We start from the raw sequence: 19,310 nt of genomic DNA, 5'->3' as shown, positions 1-19,310 counted from the left end.
CTCTATGAATTTCAACGGTATACGCCTGTGTCAGGCGCTCTTTTTTATACTATTTACCACAACGGCTCTGTCTGCTTGGTCGGCGTCTCGCTGCCAGGAAACGGATTATCTTTTCTGGCCTGATCGGCTCAGCTGTGAATATCGCAGTAAGACACTGTCGGTTCCCGGGTCGAGTAGTCGGCAGGTGCTGTGGCAATTGCCGCTGGGCACGCCGCCTGCCGGAGGCTGGCCAGTGGTCCTGATCTTTCAAGGAACCAATTTCCCCGTTGAGTTTAGCCGCTATGACAACGCCTCCTTTGGTGGCTATCACGAATTGCGCACGATAAAAGCCTTGCTGGACAATGGCTTCGCGGTGATCGCGCCTCGGGCGATTGGTAATTTTGCCTGGCAAACCAATGTCACCGGGCCGCTGATTTCTTACGAGGCCACAGCAGATTTTCGGTTTTTTAATCGCCTGTTCGCAGCGCTCAACGCGGGTGATTTCGGGCCTTTGAATACCTCTCGAAAGTATGCGACCGGTATTTCCAGCGGTGGCTATAACGCGTCACGAATGGCGTTAACCTGGCCCGGAGAGTTCAACGCTCTCGTCATTCATTCCGCTTCCTGGGCTGAGTGTTTGGCAGCGACCTGCGTGGTCCCTCGATCTTTGCCGGACGATCACCCTCCAACACGCTTTGTACATGGTTACTATGACACCATCGTACCTTGGTGGACGATGGACAGCTATTACGACCGCCTTCTTTACGAGGGCGTCGTCACCAGTCGCATCACTCGTTTTGGCGGGCATGAATGGTTCCCCGAGTCTCCAGCCGCCGTATTGGACTGGTTTCGCCGGTATCCCTGAAATCTTGTTTCGTGAGATTTGCACTATAGTTACTAAAGAGCCTATAGGCTTTGACCTTACCTGCAATCTGTAGGGACGCAGTATATTAGAAATTTCAGGTGTGCGAGTGAAGCAGACAGCAGAGCAAGTAGCTATGTCCGAAAAGCGGTCAAATCAACGAACGGCCTTTCGTAGCCGAATTCGAATTACCCACGACTCCTTCGGCACTCGGGAAACATATACCCGGGATGTTTCAGACAGTGGTGTCTTTATTTATCTTGAGGGTTCTATCGACCTTGAAGTGGGTGTTGTGATTGAAGCCCAGGTTCTGAACCTGCCCGGCGGAGACGGCAATATTTTGTCTTTAGAAGTGGTGCGTAAGGACCCGGACGGCGTTGGTTTGAAGTTCATTTAGGTGGTTTTGGTCCGTTGTTTTTTGTGACAGAAACGCCAAAAAATATCCGCCAACACAACGCCACGCGAACTACACTTAACGTCATTAAGATCGAGCGCAGAGCGTCGAGAGAAGGCTCTGGATTTTCGTCTGGATGCTGGTTAGATGTTCGCACTTTTACGAGATAGAAAACTGAGATTCAATGATGATATTTCCATTGAAAATCCTGAAACGGCGGTTTGAGATTGGCTCAGCGTTTAACGTTGCAGGTTTGTCAGTTCAGTACATTTGAGAGTTTGTGCAGAGTCGTTGTTCAATGGAGAATATTCGTCGCATCACGACCAAGCAGCTTAAAACCGGCATGTACATTACCGAGATCAACGATCCGCGTGCACTGGACAACGGTTTGGCAACTAAGGGGTTGGTCACCCGGCAGGAAACGATAGAACTGATTCGCCGTCTTGAAATTGCCGAGGTTTATATCGACGTTGGCAAAGGCAAAGACTGTCCCGGCAGTGTCAACGTCTCCAAACAGGATCTGGCAAACGAAGCAAAACTGCGTAAAGCCCGCGGTGAGGCGCAGGTCGTCAAGCAGAGCTTTGATGACGCGATCGACAAAGCCGTTGAGTTGCGCTCGAGAGCTTCAGAGTTGGCTCGCGAGGTCATGGGCGACGTAAAAATGGGGAAGGGTTTCGACGAAGACGCTGTCGAAAACATTGCCACAGAAATCACCAAGTCTCTCGACTCCAATCAAAACGCCATCTGCAGTCTGATGCGTGTCCGTGCGATGGATAACTACCTGCTTGAACACTCGACCAATGTTGCGGTGTTGATCGGTATCCTCGCCCGAGGTATGAACATTAAAAATGACATGCTGCAAAATATGGTATTCGGTGGTTTTGTCCACGATATCGGTAAGATCCGAGTCGCCGACAGCATTCTCCACAAGCCGGGCCGTTTGACGCCGGATGAGTGGGAAGAAATGAAGCGTCATGTTCACTATGGTATCCAGGCGCTGCAAGAAATTGAAGGCTTGCCCAGAGTCGCTATGGAGATTTGCTCGGAACACCACGAGCGTCTCGACGGCACCGGCTATCCTTTTCGATTAAATGCAGAAAAAATCAGTCGTCACGGGAAATTGGCAGCTGTCGCCGATGTCTACGACGCAATTACTGCGGACAGGGTTTACCACAAAGGAATTGAGCCAACTCTTGCGTTGAAAAAAATGCTCGAGTGGAGTGGCAGTCATTTGGATCGCAATATGGTTTACAGTCTGGTGCGGTGTATTGGCTTGTATCCCGCAGGGACCTTTGTGCAGCTGAGTTCGGGCATGGTGGCCATGGTTCGTGAAATCAACGTGGTGTCATCGGATCGTCCCACCGTGTTATTGGTGTACGATACCAATAAAAAGACCCGTCTAGAGGAGCAGGTCGTCGACCTGGCGAAAGACGACACCTACGGCAACGTGGTCAAATCGGTGGTGCCAGCGCAATTTGGACTTGTCGTCACGGATTATTTGCCGGTATGAGGCGCTTCATCGGCTAAGCCTTCCGGCGCTGAGATGACGAAACCCTAAGACGCCATCATTCAAAGAGAAATACAGACCAGAGCTGACAGCTTCGCCTCACTGATAACCGGCAGGGTGATCATTGTTGCGTTGGCGTTTTCTGGATCCGGCGAAATGCTCGGTCTGCCAGTCAACCAGCAATCTCCCCGGGCGCCATCGCCACGGTGGATGCGTTTTTCCCGCAGTGCGTCAATGTGTTCCTGGTTGTCAAAACTGTGTCCATCGCTTAAAGAAAGGGTCATATGGTCTTGTGATGGCACCCAGATCTCAAAACGATTCGCGAGCGGTGTGCCTCCGGCCGCTAGAAACGTTAATATATCCACTCGTTGTTCGCTTTCAAAAAACGGTATCGACAGACCGGTGGTGATACCTGCAATCGCTGCATGGGTTGCGCGTAAAAAGGTATTGGAGTTTGCGAGATCATCCATTATCAGGGGCGCTTTCAATGCCCAGGCTCCGCCCGGTAAGCCGCGTCCTCGCATAATGGTCAAGTGGCGAGAGATCCATTCGAACTGCTCCAGATTGCCGTAGTAACCGCTGGTCAGACGCAGTTCGTTATCGCTGTCATCATCATTGTGCCAGATTTCTACCGCGCCCTGACTCTTTGTGGTGTCACCGCAAAAAAGTACCATCACAGCCATAAGGAACTCACCGCAAAATACGGGCATGGAAATACCGCAGGTGATACCGGCGGCAGCGGCGGCTTCGGTTCGCTTAAAAATGGTGTTGCGTAGATCGGTTAAAACAATCGGTCGCCGTGCGGACCAGGTTTTTCCTGGCAGGCCGACATCAAAATCGAACGTCAGTCCTGCGCTGGCCTCTGCAAAAGGGGCGACATCACCATAGTAGGAAGAGGAAAGTTCCAGGGTTTTAGCGTGACTGCAAGGGGCCCAGATTTCTACCGCTTTGATAAACGTTTCCATGTTTGATCTCCTGACTGCGACTGACAACCAATATACTAAAAAAATTTTTACCAGACTTCGCGGCGTCTGACTAGCCAATTGTCACTAATGTCTAAAATTGTGCTGATAAATTCACCGAGTTTTTGACCTGAATGATCTCTCCATGCAGACTGAATACCATGAGCGGTGACAATTTCATTTTTTGTTTGCAGTGGAACAATGGCCTGAAGCGCAAATAATCGTTGATGTCGAACTTTTCAGTTCAGTGTTTTCAACGTGTCGGTGGTGAATATCGACCCGCGCAAATCTATTGGTTTTTTATGAGGCAGGATGCATGGTATTTCGAACGTCAATATCGACAACACGATCGCGACAGAGTGTGAGTTACAAATTGCGCAAGCGCAGCTGGCTTTGTTGTATCGGCGCCTGCTTGCTGTCGATGATTGGATGCAGTACTTACGGGCCTGCACCGGAAGCCGGTCGCCAGGGGGCTGCCTGGGATCTTTCTCACGGTGTTCTACGCGTCAGTGATGATCAGCGATATCTGGTGCAAGAAGACGGGACACCCTTTCTTTATCTCAGTGATACCAACTGGGAGTTGGTCCCTCGTTCTACCCGAGAAGATGTCGATAGGCTGCTGGATAAACGACGCAGTCAGGGATTTACAGTCATTTTTGCTCCGGTACTCGGCAATCTGGATATTCTGTTGGAAAACAAGCCTCTGCGTGTTCCCAACGCCTATGGTGATTTAGCGTTTGCCGAAGCGGACGTCAGCCGACCGCTGACGACACCGGGATCTGACCCAAACGACGAAGATGCCTATGATTATTGGGATCATATCGATTACATCATCGATGCCGCGGCTGAGCGGGGAATGGTCGTCGCGTTGATTCCCGGTTGGTCTGATTATTATCAGCAGAAGCTGATCAATGACACCAACGTTGAAGACTATGGTCGGTTTCTTGGAGAGAGGTTTCGCCAGCACGACAATGTTGTCTGGGTTTTAGGGGGAGACACCCATCCTGTTCAGTCCGGTGGGCTCGCCTTACATAATCACTTAGCCGAGGCGATAAAAGACGCTGACGAGCACCGCCATTTGATGAGTTTTCATCCTCGAGGAGGTTTCAGTTCCTCACGCTGGTTTCGCGATGCGGATTGGATTGACTTTCACATGATTCAGTCGGGCCACGATCAGTATGACGTGCCGAATTATCAAAAGATTGCCAAGGATTATTCTCTGCCAAATTATAAACCGACGCTGGATGGGGAAAATCGCTACGAAGATCACGCGGTAAAACACGATCCTGCCAACGGTTGGTTTACCGATTTTGATAATCGCCAAGCGGCTTACTGGGGCTTATTGGCGGGAGGTTTTGGCCACACCTATGGTTCCCGAGGTGTCTGGCAGATGTGGCAGCCAGGGCGCGAGAAATACAAATTGCTGAATTATCCCTGGTATGAGGGAATGGACCTTCCCGGCGCCTGGGATATGCAGCACGTGCGCTCATTATTGATGTCTCGGCCAATGGCGGAACGGGTGCCAAATCAGCAGCTGTTGGTGAACAATTATGATGGCGCAGCGCATTTACAGGCCGCTCACGGAAAGGACTACCTGTTGGTATACAGTCCCGCGGGTGAAGAAATAGTGTTAACCCTAAAGCCCTGGTTGGGTGAAGGCGTTTCTTCTGAGCAGGTGGTGGCCTGGTGGTTTAATCCCCGCGATGGTCACAGTGAGCTCATTGGACACTTTGAAGCGGAAGGCTCGTTAAGGTTTCATCCCCCAGGAAAAGCTCAGAGAGGCAACGACTGGGTGTTGGTGGTGGATCGGGAAGGCGCCGGTTTTCCAGCGCCGGGTTCTCGCTTGTAAACACCTTGAGAAATAACCGCGAAAGTTACAGGTCAAATTCTTTGCGCAGCGCCTCCATGCGGCGATGGTTTTCTTCGCCGGACAGCGGGGCCTCCGGCTTTTGCGCCAGCTGCGTGGCTTGGGGCATGGGCAGATCTTCACCCTTTAGAATTCGTTCGCAAATGGCGAGATATTGATCGCGAAATGCCGGATAGGAGACCTGCTCTGAGCTCTGAGCAAGAAAATACCAATCGCAGGCTTTACCCGCGTAATAGACGGCCGGATGACTCCAGTGATAATCCATTTTAGGACTGGGCGCATTACAGGCTTCCAAATAAGCGCTGTGGACATCGGGTAATCCATGCAGCTCTGGTGTGCCACGACAATACTTGATCATCCGGTTGAGTACCGGCAGATATTCGGATTCTTCAATCGCTTTGCGCGCTGCTCTCAATATGACCTCTGGCGTAAATTCGCGCAGTGTTTCCAGCCACAGGCGCTTGGCCTGATTCAGTGATTCCAGGTTTGGGTAGGCGCTGAAATATTGATTGTGGTAATTGACCCGAAATAATTCGAAGACCTGATTGAGCGTATCGATCAGCTCGTCGCTGGCAGGGGCACGCTGTTGGCGTTGGCCATCAGCCGGCCCAGCTGCGGTCGCTGAGTTGTTCGGCGATCGAGCGATCTTTGGTTCGATCTGATTGAGGATGTCGTTGCTGTCCTTCATGGGTGGATCCCGCGGTCATGGGCAGCGCATGGCGTCTCGCCCAATGATATTTAACGTGTTGCAGAAATTTTGTGTTCCAGGAGCTGTAGACCTGGTTGCTGTCACGCCAGAAAAGCACAAATTCTGGCACTAGGCTGACGGCGTATTGGCTGTCGATGTTTGCCAGGGCTAAGATGTCCATGACATCGCCATTGGGCTGCCAATTCTCCGGAATACGCCGGGGCTCGGTATCATGTTCCAAAGCGGAGGCAAATCGGGCCCACTGGCGCCGTACGTGCTGAATAAATTTGGTATTCCAGGTGCGCGATTTCTCCCCTCGTTCAGACCAGTAGAGCACAAACTCCGGGATCGCGTCTTCGACAAATTGAGCGTTGATGCCCGCATGTTTGGTCAGCACTTCCATAGCATCCCAACTTGGGCGCCAGTCGTTGGCAATGCTGGCTTCCTGATCTTTGCGAACCTGAAAGCGTTCGCGTTGGCGCCACTGGTAGATGACGTGCTGCAAAAACTTGGCGCCCCAAGAGCGATGATGTTCGCCACTCTCGCGCCAGTAGGTCACAAACTCCGGGATCTGTGAACGAATGAAATCGTCAGAGATATTGTGCTGCCGAATACGGGCGATGACCTCGCTATCGGGACGCCACTGGGGGCTGATGGCGGTAGCGCCTACCGTCGTGCCATCCATGGATGGTTCTGACGTTGCGACAGCCGGTTCCGGTGTAGCTTCCCGCACCGGTTCACTGGACCCTGTCTGACTGACATTAAACGCAAAAATAAACTGATTTGATTCTGCAAAGGGCGCCGAGCGCAGCAGAATTAACCCTTGGGCGCGCAGAGATTGGCTGATCCGGCTGATGTCGTGGCGATCCCAAAAGGGTAGGCGTTGTTCGACAGCATCGGGTGGTAGCTGAAACCATTGATAGCCACCGCTGACGTCGGGCGCGAGGGCGCAGGTAAGTTCATCCATGGCTGCGACCAGTGTTGCCTCTTCAAGGCCGATGGTTGCTGCCAGGGATGGAATGATGAGCAGGGGGCGTTCAGGTAAAAGAGATGCAGTCATGACTGTGAGTTTAACAGAATTTTGGGCGTCGTCGGAGGAAATGTCTCCCTTCAAAATGAGCGCAAATTGATCAGCTTTTAGGGGCGAGCTCTGGTTGCACTGCCATGACGTAGCCATAAGCCAATGGCTGCCAAAGGACTTTGCAGATTCCAAGTCGCTGAACGACAATAGTTTGTCATAAGCGAATGGGAAGGCCTTCCCGAAATAAACAGACTGCTGTCGTATGAGAGTTATAACCTATGGCAAAAAGTAAAACCGCGTTCGTTTGCAGCGATTGTGGGGCAGATTACAGTAAATGGCAGGGGCAGTGTGCGGAATGCGGCGCTTGGAACACTCTCCAGGAGGTTCGCCTTGGGAGTACACCCAGAGCAGCGGCCAGTGGCGGAAGCGGCCGTTTTAGTGGTTACGCAGGTCAGAAAGAGAATCGCGTACAAACCCTGGCAGAAATCAGTCTGGAGGATCTGCCAAGGTTCAGTGCGGGATCCGGCGAGTTTGATCGGGTTCTCGGCGGCGGTCTGGTGCCGGGATCCGTGGTATTAATCGGTGGGCATCCGGGTGCGGGAAAATCGACCCTTCTGCTGCAAACCATGTGTCACATCGCCAGCAGTCGTCCCACACTTTACTGTACCGGGGAAGAGTCACTGCAGCAGGTGGCGATGCGGGCCAGGAGACTTTCGTTACCGTTAGGAGACTTGAAGCTGGTGTCTGAAACCAGTGTCGAAACCCTGATCGGTGTCGCCGAACAAATGAAGCCCGAGGTATTAGTGGTGGATTCGATTCAGGTGATGTATCTCGCTGATATTCAGTCGGCGCCAGGGTCGGTATCCCAAGTGAGAGAAAGTGCGGCGTTTTTGACCCGCTTTGCCAAGCAGACGGGGACGGTGGTGTTGCTGGTCGGTCATGTCACCAAAGACGGCTCACTGGCTGGCCCGAAAGTACTGGAGCACATGATCGATTGCTCCATGTTGTTGGAAGGAGATCACGACTCGCGGTTTCGAACTCTGCGCGGCAGTAAGAACCGCTTTGGTGCCGTCAATGAATTGGGTGTTTTTGCGATGACCGAAGGCGGGTTGCGAGAGGTCAGCAATCCGTCGGCAATCTTTTTGCAGCGTTCAGAGCTGGTCGCCGCCGGTTCTGTGGTGATGGTGGTGTGGGAGGGCACACGGCCTCTGTTGGTGGAAATTCAGGCGCTGGTGGACGACAGTCATGGCGGCAGTCCGCGCCGAGTGGCGGTGGGGCTTGATCAGAACCGTTTAAATATGTTGCTGGCGGTACTGCATCGTCATGGCGGTTTGTTTGTCGGCGACCAGGATGTCTTTATCAATGTTGTCGGTGGCGTTCGAGTCATGGAAACCAGCGCCGATTTGGCGCTTTTGCTTGCGGTGGTATCCAGCTTTCGTGATCGTCCCCTAGACCCTCAATTGGTCGCCTTTGGCGAGGTGGGTTTGTCTGGAGAGATTCGCCCGGTACCCAGCGGCCAAGAGCGCTTGCGTGAAGCTGCCAAACACGGTTTCAAAACGGCCATCGTTCCCGCGTCCAACAAACCCAGAGAGGCGCTACCCGGCCTGACTGTAATTGCGGTTAAAACGCTGCAAGAGGCACTGGATGCGATTTCGTCTGACTAGCGTGAGCTGGCGCTTGGAATTGTCTAAGGTGTTGAATCAGAAATCGTCCAGCAAAGTACGCAATCGGTGCTGGTCGTCGATGTCTATGGCGCGACAGGTAATGCCGATCATTTGTCCCTCGCGGTGGGACACCTGGCCCTTGAGGAGGAGTGGTGGGCCTTCTGCGAGCAGCAGTTCAAGTTCGATGGGCTCGTCCCGGCGTAGGGAGCTGGGTGAGGACATTTCCACAAGCCCACCGTGAAAGGATAAATCGACGACACGGCAGCGCCAGCGCATGCCGCGTCTGAGAAGGTTAGCGCGCAGAGTGAGTGGGCACCGGGGAAAGCAGCGTCGATCTTGGCGACCACGAAATGAGTTGGGCAAAATCCGTCCTTTAATGCAATCGGTGTTTGACGGCCATCTCCTGATATTCCTCCAGGATCTGATCACTGTTGCCCAGATTCAATTCCAGTAAACGGCGTAAATGGCGGCCGCTGTCTAAATCCAGACAGTCGTATTCCATGGCCCAGGCACTGCCGTCCCAGCGTCTGAGCGTGGCGGCCACCTTGATATCCAAACCGGAAGAAAGGTGCAGGGTCGCGAGCACTCTGTCGCCAGGATGCAAGCCTCCCTTTTCGAGTTGACCAATGCGCAGGCTGGCCAGGGAGATGTCCTGCAGCTCGCCAGCCCAGCGCTGGCCGCCACGGCGTATCTCTGAGGCGCAGTGGAATTCGATGCGGCTGAACAAACGGCGATCTTGATGGCGGTTCTGGAACTGATGCATGGGAAATCTCTCCTATCTCAGTAACGTCAGCGGGGTAGAGCAGTGGTCTTTTCAGTGTAGAAAACCATCTCGCAGTCTGCTGCATTTCTTGACTGTTTGATGCGCTGGCGCTAGTCTCCCGGCTTTCGACAGGTGCCAATCCTCATTTGGATGGGTTAAACGGGAAGACTGGTGCGCCAGTGCGGTATCAACCGCCTGCAACTCCAGCGCTGCCCCCGCAACGGTAATTTTCTGTGCGCCATACCGGCGGTTGTAAGAAGAGAGCCCGACACCGGCCAGTTGGAAATACGCCTCGTGCTCCAGGCATGCCAAAAGCTGAGGTGCTCAACGATGAAGCGGAGGGCTTTATCTGTGGAAAATAGGCAGTGAATACGCCTGTTTCATCTCTCTGGTGACTCCACGTTTTACCCTCCCTCAATCCCCCTTTAGCTGGAAGACGGATCTTTCCGTTTATTCCAAAGTCGATTGAGGACTACCATGATAAACCGAATTTCCCTGCCGGCCGTGTGTTGGGCATTGGGTGTTTTGACTCCTGTGTCGGCGTTTGCCGAAACACCCTATTCTGAAGAAGTAATGACATCGGCACATCGATTGCCCATTCCCGCTTATCGACTGGGTGCCTCGGTCAGCGACTTGTCTGAGCAGCAAATCGAAGCCCGTGGCCAATTGAACGTGGCAGATCTCATGCGATCCATGCCGGGGATTGCTGTCAGCAACAACGGTGGGGCAGGTAAATCAACGTCATTGCGGATTCGTGGTGAAGAAGACTACCGTACCGTTGTCTATCTCGACGGTGTAAAAATGTCGGATCCCAGTGCGACGCAGGTATCACCTCGCCTGCAGCATATGCTCACCTGTGGTTTGGAGCGCATCGAAGTGTTGCGCGGCCCCCAGGGTATGATGTACGGCGCCGATGCCGGTGGCGTTGTCAATCTCTACAGTAAATCGCCCGAAGCGGGTTTTGCCAGTGACCTGAGCGCCGAAACCGGACGCTATGGCACCACGGAATTTTGCGGTAATGCGCGGGGTATCAGTGGGCCTGTCAGCTATTCGCTATCGGCGGCAGATTTTTCCACCGATGGTTATAACACCCGCAGTGATGATGTCATTGTCGCGGATGATGATGGCTACGAAAACACAACGTTTCATGGTGATGTTTCGGTACAGCTGGCCGAGGGCATGAGTCTGCGGGCAGTGGGTCGCCATGTGGAAGGGGAAAACGAATACGACAGCGGTGCGACGTCGACGGATCGGGAAGACGAGTTCGATCAGAACTTTGGCCGTTTGGCGTTTAATATGGATCGCGGCCAGTTCACCAACAGGCTGGGTGTTGCCCGTAATCGTGTCGTTAGGCACTACTACCAGGATGGCGAACTCAGCTCATCGACGCCCAAGTATCTGTCGTTATTGGATCAGGCCAATTATCTCGGTAGCTATCGTCTGGACAGTGGCGACTACTTGATTTATGGGGCAGATTACGAACAGCAGCGCGATGAACTCAACGAGACTGAACAGGATCAGGTCGGTGCTTATGTTGAATGGCAGGGGCATCTGGGGGAGAATTTTTATTACAGCACCGGAGTGCGTCACGATGACAATGATGTCTTCGGTGAGCACACCAGTGTGCGCTTGACCGCTGCCCATATTACGGACCTAAAAAACGGCGATCGCCTTAAGCTTAAATCCAGCTACGGCACCGGCTTCAGAGCGCCTAGCCTCTACGAGCAGTGGTACAACACGCGCTCGGGATATGCCTTTGGAGAGGCGGCAGAAACCGAGTTGGCAGAAGAAAAAAGCCAGGGTGTTGATGCCGGCATCGTATACATCATGAACGATCGGCATCAGTTTGAAGTCGTCTTGTTTTGGCAGGAAATTGAGGATGAAATCTCTTTTGATGTTGAAGGTTTCAGTGGTTACCTGCAATACGAGGGAACGAGCCAATCTCGCGGTGTTGAGTTAAACATGGAAACTGCCCTCACCGACAACCTTCAGGTGTACGCTAACGCCACCTTTAATGAAACTGAGACTTCCGAAGGGGAGCAGCGGCCACGACGCCCAAGGGAATACTTTAATGTTGGCGCTGAATGGTTTGTTTGGGATCGGCAATTGCGCATTAACGGCAATCTGCGTGGATCTTACGACAGCATCGATAATTCTGGCGTTGCCCTGGATGATTATGAAACCATGGATGCCACGGTTACCTGGTTTTATTCTCCGGCGATTGAGTTTTACGCTCGCGCTGAAAATCTATTCGATGCAAATTATGTTGAGATCACCAATTACAATACTTCCGGTGCCGCGTTTTATGCCGGCGCCCGTTTCAGCTTTTAACGCCAGAATCCATTCAATGGATTGCGTCTGAGTGAGGAGAATTACTGCACCCAGTTTGGTGACAGGGCTTATGGTTCTGTTGCCCATTGCCATCGTTGCGGGCCTGGTTTTAGGCCCTCAAATCATCACCCCGTTTGGTGGCGATGAAAGTGGCTCTTGGGTGAGTGATCGTATGATTCTGGAGCAGCTGCGCCTGCCTCGCGTTCTGTTATCAGCGCTTGTCGGTGCCAGCCTGGCCATGGCTGGCGTCATTATGCAGGGGCTGTTTCGTAATCCCCTGGCTGATCCAACATTGATCGGAGTCTCTGGAGGCGCCTCGGCAGGGGCCAGTCTGGCCATCGTGCTGGGGCCAACGTTGTTAACCGGGGGCTTTTTTCTGGGAACAACGCTGATTGCTCTCTGCAGTTTTTTCGGCGCGGCACTGGCTACGCTCTTGGTGTACTCGCTCGCCCGCAACAGCAATGGAACATCGGTTGCCACAATGCTGCTGGCGGGAATTGCCATCAATTCGTTGGCGGCCGCACTCAATAAATTCTTCAGTTTTATTGCAGATAACCAGATGCTGCGACAGATCAGCCTTTGGGAAATGGGCAGCTTGGCCGGTGCGACCTGGCAGAAGGTTGGATTATCCGCAGTGCTCTTAGGCAGCATACTGTTATTAAGCCCGGTGTTTGCCCGCACGTTGAACGCTTTTTTGCTGGGCGAGAGCGAAGCCAGACACCTCGGCGTACCCGTGGCAAAAGTGAAAAAGCAGATGATTGTTTTGGTGGCGCTGGTGGTCGGACTGTGTGTGGCGATGGCCGGCACTATTGCCTTTGTCGGTCTGGTGGTTCCCCATATTGTGCGCTTGGCGATAGGCCCGGATCACCGGTATTTAATTCCCTGTTCCGCATTGGCCGGTGCGTCGCTGTTGGTATTGGCCGATGCGGCATCCCGCTATTTGATGGCGCCGGGAGAGATTCCTATCGGCATTTTAACCTCGCTGTTGGGAGCGCCGTTCTTTCTATCGCTGTTGCGTCGTCAGCGGCTGTTGGGGAACTTCTGATGCTGGAGATTGTTGGAGCTTCCGTCACGTTGGGCAATATTGCCGTACTTAGGGACATTCAGCTGCAGGTGGCGCCCGGAGAAATCTGCGCGCTGTTAGGCCCGAACGGTTCCGGCAAGTCGACCTTGTTGAAGCTCGCCAGTGGCGATTTTCAGCACTATGGAGGCGAGGTCCGATTAAATGGGCGCGTGCTGTCGACCTATCAATCCGAAGATCGAGCCAGGCACCTGGCTGTGTTGCCACAACACAGTGATCTGCGTTTCGCATTTACCGTAGAAGAAGTGGTCGCCATGGGGCGTATGCCCCATGCTACGGGGCAGCCGATCGATGGCGAGATCGTCAGCGCAGCACTGGAGGCTATGGATGTCAGCTATCTGCGTCGGCAGTACTATACGCTTCTCTCCGGTGGCGAGAAGCAGCGTGTACAAATCGCCCGGGTAATGGCCCAAGTATGGCAGCGACAGGACGATGGTGACCGCCTATTAATTCTCGATGAGCCAACCTCGGCGCTGGATTATCTGCATCAACAGCTTCTCGTAACTCAGCTGCGAAAGATGGCCGCTGATGGCTGCGCGATTGTGATGGCGGTTCACGATTTAAATTTGGCGGCAGCCTGTGCGGAGCGACTGGTGTTATTACGCTGTGGCAGCGTTTTAATTCAGGGCGGCGTCGAAGAGGTTTTGGATTCTCCGCAGGTGGAAGACGTTTTTCAAGTGACGTTTCGGCGGTTGCGTGATCCAGAAACCGGTCGACTTTGGTTGGCCAGTTGATGGTCTTGTGGGGAGAGCAGGGCTGGCTGTTATTGTCGGCTGCGCTGATGGGCGCCTTGCTCGATCGCTGGCTTGGTGAGCCGCGTCGCTGGCATCCTCTGGTTGGATTTGGCCTGGTGGCACAGCATTTGGTCGCGAAGCTGCATCCCGTGACGGAGCCCCAACAGGTTCGCCCATCACTGTCTGGCGTTGATCTCAGGGTGAGGGGATTTTTCGCTTGGCTGCTGCTGGTGCTACCTCTGCCTGTGGGCGTTATCTTTCTCCAAAATTGCTGGAGTCCCCAATCCAGCCTGCTGGCTTTGGCATTTCAATTCGGGATGTGCGCGCTTTTGGTGTATCTCTGTATTGGATTACAGAGCCTAAAAGAACACATTATTGCCGTTGCGGAACCCTTGCAAAACGATGATTTGCCGGAGGCTCGACTTGCCGTGGGGCGTATCGTCAGTCGCGATACCCAGAACCTGACAACAGATCAGGTGTGCAAGGCTGGTGTGGAGTCGGCGTTAGAAAATGGCAGCGACGCCGTGTTTGCGCCGCTGTTTTGGTTTTTTGTTGCGGGGCCGGCGGCACTGGTTCTCTATCGTTGTGCGAACACTCTCGATGCCATGTGGGGATATCGGACAGAGCGGTGGCAAGATTTTGGTTGCTGGAGTGCACGCGCTGATGATGTTTTGAATGTCATTCCAGCGAGGTTAACCGCGCTGGCATATGCACTGCTGGGCAATACTCGCTCAGCGTTATTCTGTTGGCGACATCAGGCCCGCAGCTGCTCCAGCCCCAATGGCGGTCCCGTTATGTGCAGTGGCGCAGGCAGTTTGGGGGTGACTCTTGGGGGGGGGGCAAGCTATCACGGGCAATTTCGACCAGGTCCGGTGATGGGGCAGGGGCCAAAGCCCGAGGTTAGCGATTTGCTACGATCTTTGAGATTATTGGACCGAACTCTGTTGGTGTGGTTGCTCTGTGCCGGTGTGGTTGTTATCACTTAGCCATCACAGCAACACACCGACAAAATCAAAAAGAAAAACATAAGATGTAATAAGGACGTGAGATGCTCAACCATGGCGGGCAGTTGGCCCGCGTACGCGCAGACTACCCAGCGGTTACAGGAGACTGGTTAGATCTTTCAACGGGGATTGCTCCCTGGAGTTGGCCCGTTGCAGAGATTCCCACGTCCGTCTGGCGAGATCTGCCAGATCAGGACGCGCTATTACGACAGGCGGCTGCTGACTATTATGGGTGGCCCGCAGATCGTCTGCTGGCGGTGGCCGGTTCTCAGGTTGCCATTACCTTGTTGCCGTTGTGTTTGCCGCGAGGACGGGTGGCGCTACCGCGCTGGGGCTATGGCGAACATGCTCGTTGCTGGATTGCTGCTGGTCACGACATTGTTTATTACCATCATGAAGATGACATCGAACAACTACTGCAATCCGGTTTGCATTATTTGCTCGTGATCAATCCAAACAATCCTACTGGCGTTGCTTTTAGTCAATCCTGCTTGCAGCGCTGGGAGCGGCACTTGGCGAAATCCTATGGGCGGCTGATTATCGATGAAGCCTTTGCCGATGTAGATCCCGAGGAGCTGGCGACTGCATCACCGCTTGGGTCCCGGATTGTCTATAAATCGGTTGGAAAGTTTTTTGGAATGGCCGGGCTGCGACTCGGCTTTTTGCTGGCAGACAATGTCACATTATCGGATTTTCGTCAGCATCAGATTCTGTGGGAGGTGTCGGGGCCGGCCCAATGGTTGGGGCGTCAGTTGCTGGCGGACAGTGTCTGGCAGGAAAAACAGAAGCACCGCATTGCCTCACGTCGCGATACGTTGATCGAATTGTTGCAAACTCGGTTGGCCGTTTTGAACTTAGATTGGTTGCCTGGCCCAATGTTTGTGTCGGTCAAAGGCGAGCCTGAGGTGTTGCGCCAACTGCGTCATCTTTTGGCCGAACGGGGGATATGGATCCGATTCTTTGAACCGATCGACGACATCAGTTATGCCCGCTTTGGATTACCTGATGACATTCAGTTACCCAGATTAACCGAGGCTTTGGATAGCGTAGCGGAAACATTGATTACGGGGGAGCGCGCTTGTGGGTAGGTTGAAGTTTTGGCAGCGCAAACCCGTACCGAAATACCGCTCCACATGGATTTGGGGGTTATTGTCTATTCTGCTAACACTGTCTTTCTCAAGCTGGGCTGAGATTCGCGTCACTGACGATTTGGGCAATGAGGTGGTGCTGGAAAAACCCGCGAGTCGCATTGTCGCCCTGGCGCCGCACTTGGTTGAGATTGTCTACGCCGCTGGCAGTGGTGACCATCTTGTCGGCGTGGTCAGCTACAGTGACTTCCCTGAAGAAGCCAGCGAGCTGCCGGAGGTCGGTAGCTATCGTAGCTTCAGTGCTGAAGCCATTCTGAGATTGCAACCGGATTTAATTCTCGCTTGGGGATCGGGTAATGGCGTCGATCGGATAGCACCTCTCAGGGCGTTGGGGCTGCCAGTATACGTCAGTGAAATTCGTTCCCTGGAAGGTATCGCCAACGCTGTGCGCCGGGTGGGGCAGCTGACCGCAGGGACCGAGGCAGACGCCAGTGCTGAGGCGTTTACGGCCGGTCTCGAAGACTTGCGGCGAACCTATGATGGCGCTGAACCCTTATCTGTTTTCTATGAAGTGTGGAATCAACCGTTGCAAACCGTCAACGGTGAACACTTGATCAGCGACGTTATTCGCATGTGTGGTGGTAAAAACATCTTTGCTGATGCCGCTGGGATTGCGCCAAAAGTCAGTGTGGAGTCGGTGTTGCGTCGCGATCCTCAAGTGATCGTTGCCAGTGGTATGGCGGAGGAGCGCCCGGATTGGTTGGATGACTGGCGTCGTTGGCCACAGATGTCTGCGGTTGCCAATCAGCAGTTACTGTTTATTCCTCCCGATATTATTCAACGCCACACACCGCGTATTCTGCAGGGGGCTGAACAACTCTGTCAGCAATTACAAAGGGCGCGTCAGCATTATGATGGCCATCGTGGAGGAGAATAAATCGGTGTCTGCAACAAAGTCGAGTGACATCCGCTTTTCTGACGAGGAAAAAGAGGCCGTTTATCGAGCGATTTATCAACGTCGGGACATGCGTCACTTTTTGCCGGATCCCCTCGATGAAGACCTATTGCAGAAATTGCTGGGAACGATGCATGCCGCTCCAAGTGTCGGCTTTATGCAACCCTGGCGCATCCTGCGTATTCAAGATTTCAGTGTGCGGCACTCACTGAAAGCGCTTGTGGAAGAGGAGCGTCAGAAAACAGCGAGTCTAATGGATGAGCGCCAGTCGGAATTTTTAAAGCTTAAAATCGACGGTATGGACAGCTGTCCGGAGCTCTGGGTCGTGTGCCTTATGGAGGAGCGGGAATCTCACGTCTTCGGTCGTAGAACGTTACCGGCAATGGATCTCGCCTCGGTGTCATGTGCCATTCAGAATTTGTGGCTAGCGGCAAGGACAGAAGGCATCGGTGTCGGCTGGGTGTCTTTTTTTGATCCTGATGCTGTCGCTGGTTTGCTGGAATTGCCGCGAGGTGCGGAGGCCGTTGCCATTCTTTGCTTAGGCAAAGTCGAGCGATTTTACGACAAGCCATTATTGGAAAGTCAGCGTTGGGCCGAGCGAGGGCTCCTGGAAGATTATGTTATGACAGATCGTTGGGATGCCACCAAAGCCGATCGTGCACAACAACAATGGCGGGATCGTGATGACCTATAAGTTGATGGTGCAGGGGACGACCTCTGATGCCGGCAAAAGTACTCTGGTGGCAGCACTCTGCCGAATCTTGGCGAGGCGCAACGCCCGTGTCGCACCTTTCAAACCTCAGAACATGGCATTGAACAGCGCGGTGACAGAAGATGGCGGAGAAATCGGCCGAGCGCAGGCCTTACAGGCCCAAGCGGCAGGTATCGCGCCAACCACCGATATGAATCCCGTGCTGCTGAAACCCAACAGTGACACAGGTGCGCAAGTCATTATCCATGGCAAGGCCGTTGGCAATAAGGAGGCCGGTGTCTACCACGATTTTAAACCGCTGGCGTGGGAAGCCGTACTGGCGTCCTGGCATCGTCTTTGTGAGTGTTACGACCATGTCTTGGTCGAAGGTGCCGGCAGCCCCGCTGAGATTAACCTTCGTGACGGCGATATCGCCAATATGGGCTTTGCGGAAGGTGTGGATTGTCCGGTTATATTGATTGCCGATATCGACAAGGGCGGTGTCTTCGCCCACATTTGCGGCACTATGGAGCTGTTGTCAGAAACGGAGCAGCAGCGTGTTGTCGGATTCGTCATCAACCGGTTTCGGGGCGATATTCGACTGTTGCAGTCGGGGCTGGATTGGTTAGAAGCCCGTACCGGTAAACCGGTGTTGGCGGTGTTGCCCTACTTAAAAGGTTTCCATCTGGACGCAGAAGATGCCGTAACAACTGTGACCTCGCGCCGTGATGGAGGCCGTGGGCAGCATTTGAAGGTTTGTGTCGCCGTGTTACCTCGCATCAGTAATCATACCGATTTTGACGCTTTGCAAGTGCATCCCCAGGTAGAGTTGACGTTTGTCGGCCCGGATCAACCCCTGCCTCCTACCGATCTCATTATTCTGCCCGGCAGCAAAAGTGTGATTGCAGATCTCGCGTTCCTACGGGCTCAAGGCTGGGAGGAGCGGATTCAGCGTCATCTGCGCTACGGCGGTAAACTGTTGGGAATCTGTGGCGGCTTTCAAATGCTGGGACAAGGTATTTACGACCCTTTGCAATTGGAAGGGCAGACAACCGAGGCGCCTGGGTTGGGGTATCTGCATATAGAGACGGAGCTGGCTCAGGAAAAGCAGCTGCGCAACCGGCAGGGACGTCTGACTTTGGCCAATGCTCAGGTCTCTGGCTATGAAATTCATTCCGGATGCAGTTTCGGCAAAGGGTTAGAGCACCCATTGGTTCGCTTTACTGACGTGGATTGCGAATCAGCTCCAGTGCAAGATGGTGCTCGTTCAGCAGATGATCAGATCATCGGAACTTATCTCCATGGACTTTTCGACCAGCCCGAGGCGTTGTCCGCGATATTGACCTGGGCCGGACTCGAGGAAGATGAGGCGTTTGATTATGGGCGCTACCGTGAGGCCGCGATCGATCGCCTGGCCGATTGTGTTGATGAGGCGATGGATTGGGAGCGCCTGAATGAGGCTTTGGGCGCGTTCCAGCAGCGTCGAACAGTCGAGTAGGCTCGGCATCATTGTCTGCGTCGTCATCGCTGCGTTAAAAATTACTGCTAAAGACTCAATTATCCTCTGCACAGACGAAGGGCGGCTCAGGCGATTTCTCATCATTGTGTTGTGCGCTTGGTACCATCAACGGTCACTGAATTCCGCTTACTTTTCAGGTTGTTAGATCCTTCCCTTTTTTAAGATTTGAAATCTGGTATTGTTGAATCTCATTTGATGCC

At 53.4% G+C, this 19,310-nt stretch carries 18 protein-coding genes and 1 riboswitch; of the genes, 13 read left to right on the top strand and 5 right to left on the bottom strand.

What is annotated here, in order from left to right; all coding sequences use genetic code 11:
* Window positions 1-4: 4 nt before the first annotated feature.
* The 3 genes from ACXAFR_RS12720 (at window position 5) to ACXAFR_RS12710 (ending at window position 2,745) form a co-directional block, all read left to right on the top strand.
* Entirely contained in the window at window positions 5-844 is an 840-nt protein-coding gene (locus ACXAFR_RS12720; protein WP_475177401.1) for an extracellular medium-chain-length polyhydroxyalkanoate depolymerase, read from the top strand.
* A gap of 106 nt (window positions 845-950) precedes the next feature.
* Window positions 951-1,238 carry a PilZ domain-containing protein gene (locus tag ACXAFR_RS12715; protein WP_475177400.1) on the top strand — a complete coding sequence of 96 codons (288 nt, stop codon included), beginning with the start codon at window positions 951-953 and terminating at the stop codon, window positions 1,236-1,238.
* Window positions 1,239-1,533: 295 nt separating this feature from the next.
* On the top strand, window positions 1,534-2,745 hold the full coding sequence (locus ACXAFR_RS12710) for an HD-GYP domain-containing protein (protein WP_475177398.1): 1,212 nt from the start codon (window positions 1,534-1,536) through the stop codon (window positions 2,743-2,745).
* Between the two features lie 59 nt (window positions 2,746-2,804).
* Here ACXAFR_RS12710 and ACXAFR_RS12705 read toward each other — a convergent pair whose 3' ends face one another.
* On the bottom strand, window positions 2,805-3,707 hold the full coding sequence (locus tag ACXAFR_RS12705; protein ID WP_475177396.1) for a GAF domain-containing protein: 903 nt from the start codon (window positions 3,705-3,707) through the stop codon (window positions 2,805-2,807).
* 358 nt (window positions 3,708-4,065) lie between these two features.
* Here ACXAFR_RS12705 and ACXAFR_RS12700 point away from each other — a divergent pair, with 358 nt between their 5' ends.
* Entirely contained in the window at window positions 4,066-5,553 is a 1,488-nt protein-coding gene (locus tag ACXAFR_RS12700) for a glycoside hydrolase family 140 protein (RefSeq protein WP_475177395.1), read from the top strand.
* Window positions 5,554-5,578: 25 nt separating this feature from the next.
* On the opposite strand, the gene ACXAFR_RS12695 is transcribed toward ACXAFR_RS12700, so the two are convergent.
* Both ACXAFR_RS12695 and ACXAFR_RS12690 read right to left on the bottom strand, forming a co-directional pair.
* Window positions 5,579-6,259, bottom strand: coding sequence for a replication protein P (locus ACXAFR_RS12695; RefSeq protein WP_475177394.1), 681 nt, complete (start codon window positions 6,257-6,259; stop codon window positions 5,579-5,581).
* Window positions 6,171-7,319, bottom strand: a complete 1,149-nt coding sequence (locus ACXAFR_RS12690; protein WP_475177392.1) for a DnaT-like ssDNA-binding domain-containing protein — start codon at window positions 7,317-7,319, stop codon at window positions 6,171-6,173. Before ACXAFR_RS12690 ends, ACXAFR_RS12695 begins: the two co-directional genes overlap by 89 nt.
* Before the next feature lie 239 nt (window positions 7,320-7,558).
* On the opposite strand from ACXAFR_RS12690, the gene radA reads away from it, so the two are divergent.
* Window positions 7,559-8,944: a DNA repair protein RadA gene (radA, locus tag ACXAFR_RS12685; RefSeq protein ID WP_475177391.1), complete on the top strand. Its 1,386-nt coding sequence runs from the start codon at window positions 7,559-7,561 to the stop codon at window positions 8,942-8,944.
* A gap of 36 nt (window positions 8,945-8,980) precedes the next feature.
* Here the strand turns inward: radA and ACXAFR_RS12680 are convergent, their stop codons facing one another.
* Together ACXAFR_RS12680 and ACXAFR_RS12675 are read right to left on the bottom strand one after the other, a co-directional pair.
* Window positions 8,981-9,307 (bottom strand): PilZ domain-containing protein, encoded by a 327-nt coding sequence (locus ACXAFR_RS12680; RefSeq protein WP_475177390.1) that lies wholly within the window; start codon window positions 9,305-9,307, stop codon window positions 8,981-8,983.
* A 10-nt stretch (window positions 9,308-9,317) separates the two neighbouring features.
* Complete coding sequence (locus ACXAFR_RS12675; protein ID WP_475177387.1) at window positions 9,318-9,707, bottom strand: PilZ domain-containing protein; 390 nt, start codon at window positions 9,705-9,707, stop codon at window positions 9,318-9,320.
* Between the two features lie 113 nt (window positions 9,708-9,820).
* Window positions 9,821-10,001, top strand: a riboswitch (cobalamin riboswitch).
* A gap of 183 nt (window positions 10,002-10,184) precedes the next feature.
* Here ACXAFR_RS12675 and ACXAFR_RS12670 point away from each other — a divergent pair.
* The 8 genes from ACXAFR_RS12670 (at window position 10,185) to ACXAFR_RS12635 (ending at window position 19,089) form a co-directional block, all read left to right on the top strand.
* On the top strand, window positions 10,185-12,038 hold the full coding sequence (locus ACXAFR_RS12670; protein ID WP_475177386.1) for a TonB-dependent receptor domain-containing protein: 1,854 nt from the start codon (window positions 10,185-10,187) through the stop codon (window positions 12,036-12,038).
* A 31-nt stretch (window positions 12,039-12,069) separates the two neighbouring features.
* Entirely contained in the window at window positions 12,070-13,083 is a 1,014-nt protein-coding gene (locus ACXAFR_RS12665) for a FecCD family ABC transporter permease (RefSeq protein ID WP_475177383.1), read from the top strand.
* Window positions 13,083-13,853: a heme ABC transporter ATP-binding protein gene (locus ACXAFR_RS12660; RefSeq protein ID WP_475177382.1), complete on the top strand. Its 771-nt coding sequence runs from the start codon at window positions 13,083-13,085 to the stop codon at window positions 13,851-13,853. Before ACXAFR_RS12665 ends, ACXAFR_RS12660 begins: the two co-directional genes overlap by 1 nt.
* On the top strand, window positions 13,853-14,839 hold the full coding sequence (cbiB, locus tag ACXAFR_RS12655; protein ID WP_475177658.1) for an adenosylcobinamide-phosphate synthase CbiB: 987 nt from the start codon (window positions 13,853-13,855) through the stop codon (window positions 14,837-14,839). The genes ACXAFR_RS12660 and cbiB overlap by 1 nt, the downstream gene beginning before the upstream one ends.
* A 62-nt stretch (window positions 14,840-14,901) precedes the next feature.
* A complete protein-coding gene (locus ACXAFR_RS12650; RefSeq protein ID WP_475177381.1) occupies window positions 14,902-15,945 on the top strand; it encodes a threonine-phosphate decarboxylase in 1,044 nt (347 codons plus the stop codon).
* Window positions 15,938-16,882, top strand: a complete 945-nt coding sequence (locus tag ACXAFR_RS12645) for a cobalamin-binding protein (protein ID WP_475177378.1) — start codon at window positions 15,938-15,940, stop codon at window positions 16,880-16,882. The genes ACXAFR_RS12650 and ACXAFR_RS12645 overlap by 8 nt, the downstream gene beginning before the upstream one ends.
* Before the next feature lie 4 nt (window positions 16,883-16,886).
* Complete coding sequence (gene bluB / locus ACXAFR_RS12640) at window positions 16,887-17,594, top strand: 5,6-dimethylbenzimidazole synthase (RefSeq protein ID WP_475177377.1); 708 nt, start codon at window positions 16,887-16,889, stop codon at window positions 17,592-17,594.
* A complete protein-coding gene (locus ACXAFR_RS12635) occupies window positions 17,584-19,089 on the top strand; it encodes a cobyric acid synthase (RefSeq protein WP_475177655.1) in 1,506 nt (501 codons plus the stop codon). Before bluB ends, ACXAFR_RS12635 begins: the two co-directional genes overlap by 11 nt.
* The last annotated feature ends 221 nt before the right edge of the window (window positions 19,090-19,310 follow it).

It is taken from the genome of Pseudomaricurvus sp. ABR4_320 (assembly GCF_056159445.1).
Note: the sequence above shows the minus strand (reverse complement) of the source record. Positions and strands in the feature narration are given on the sequence as shown.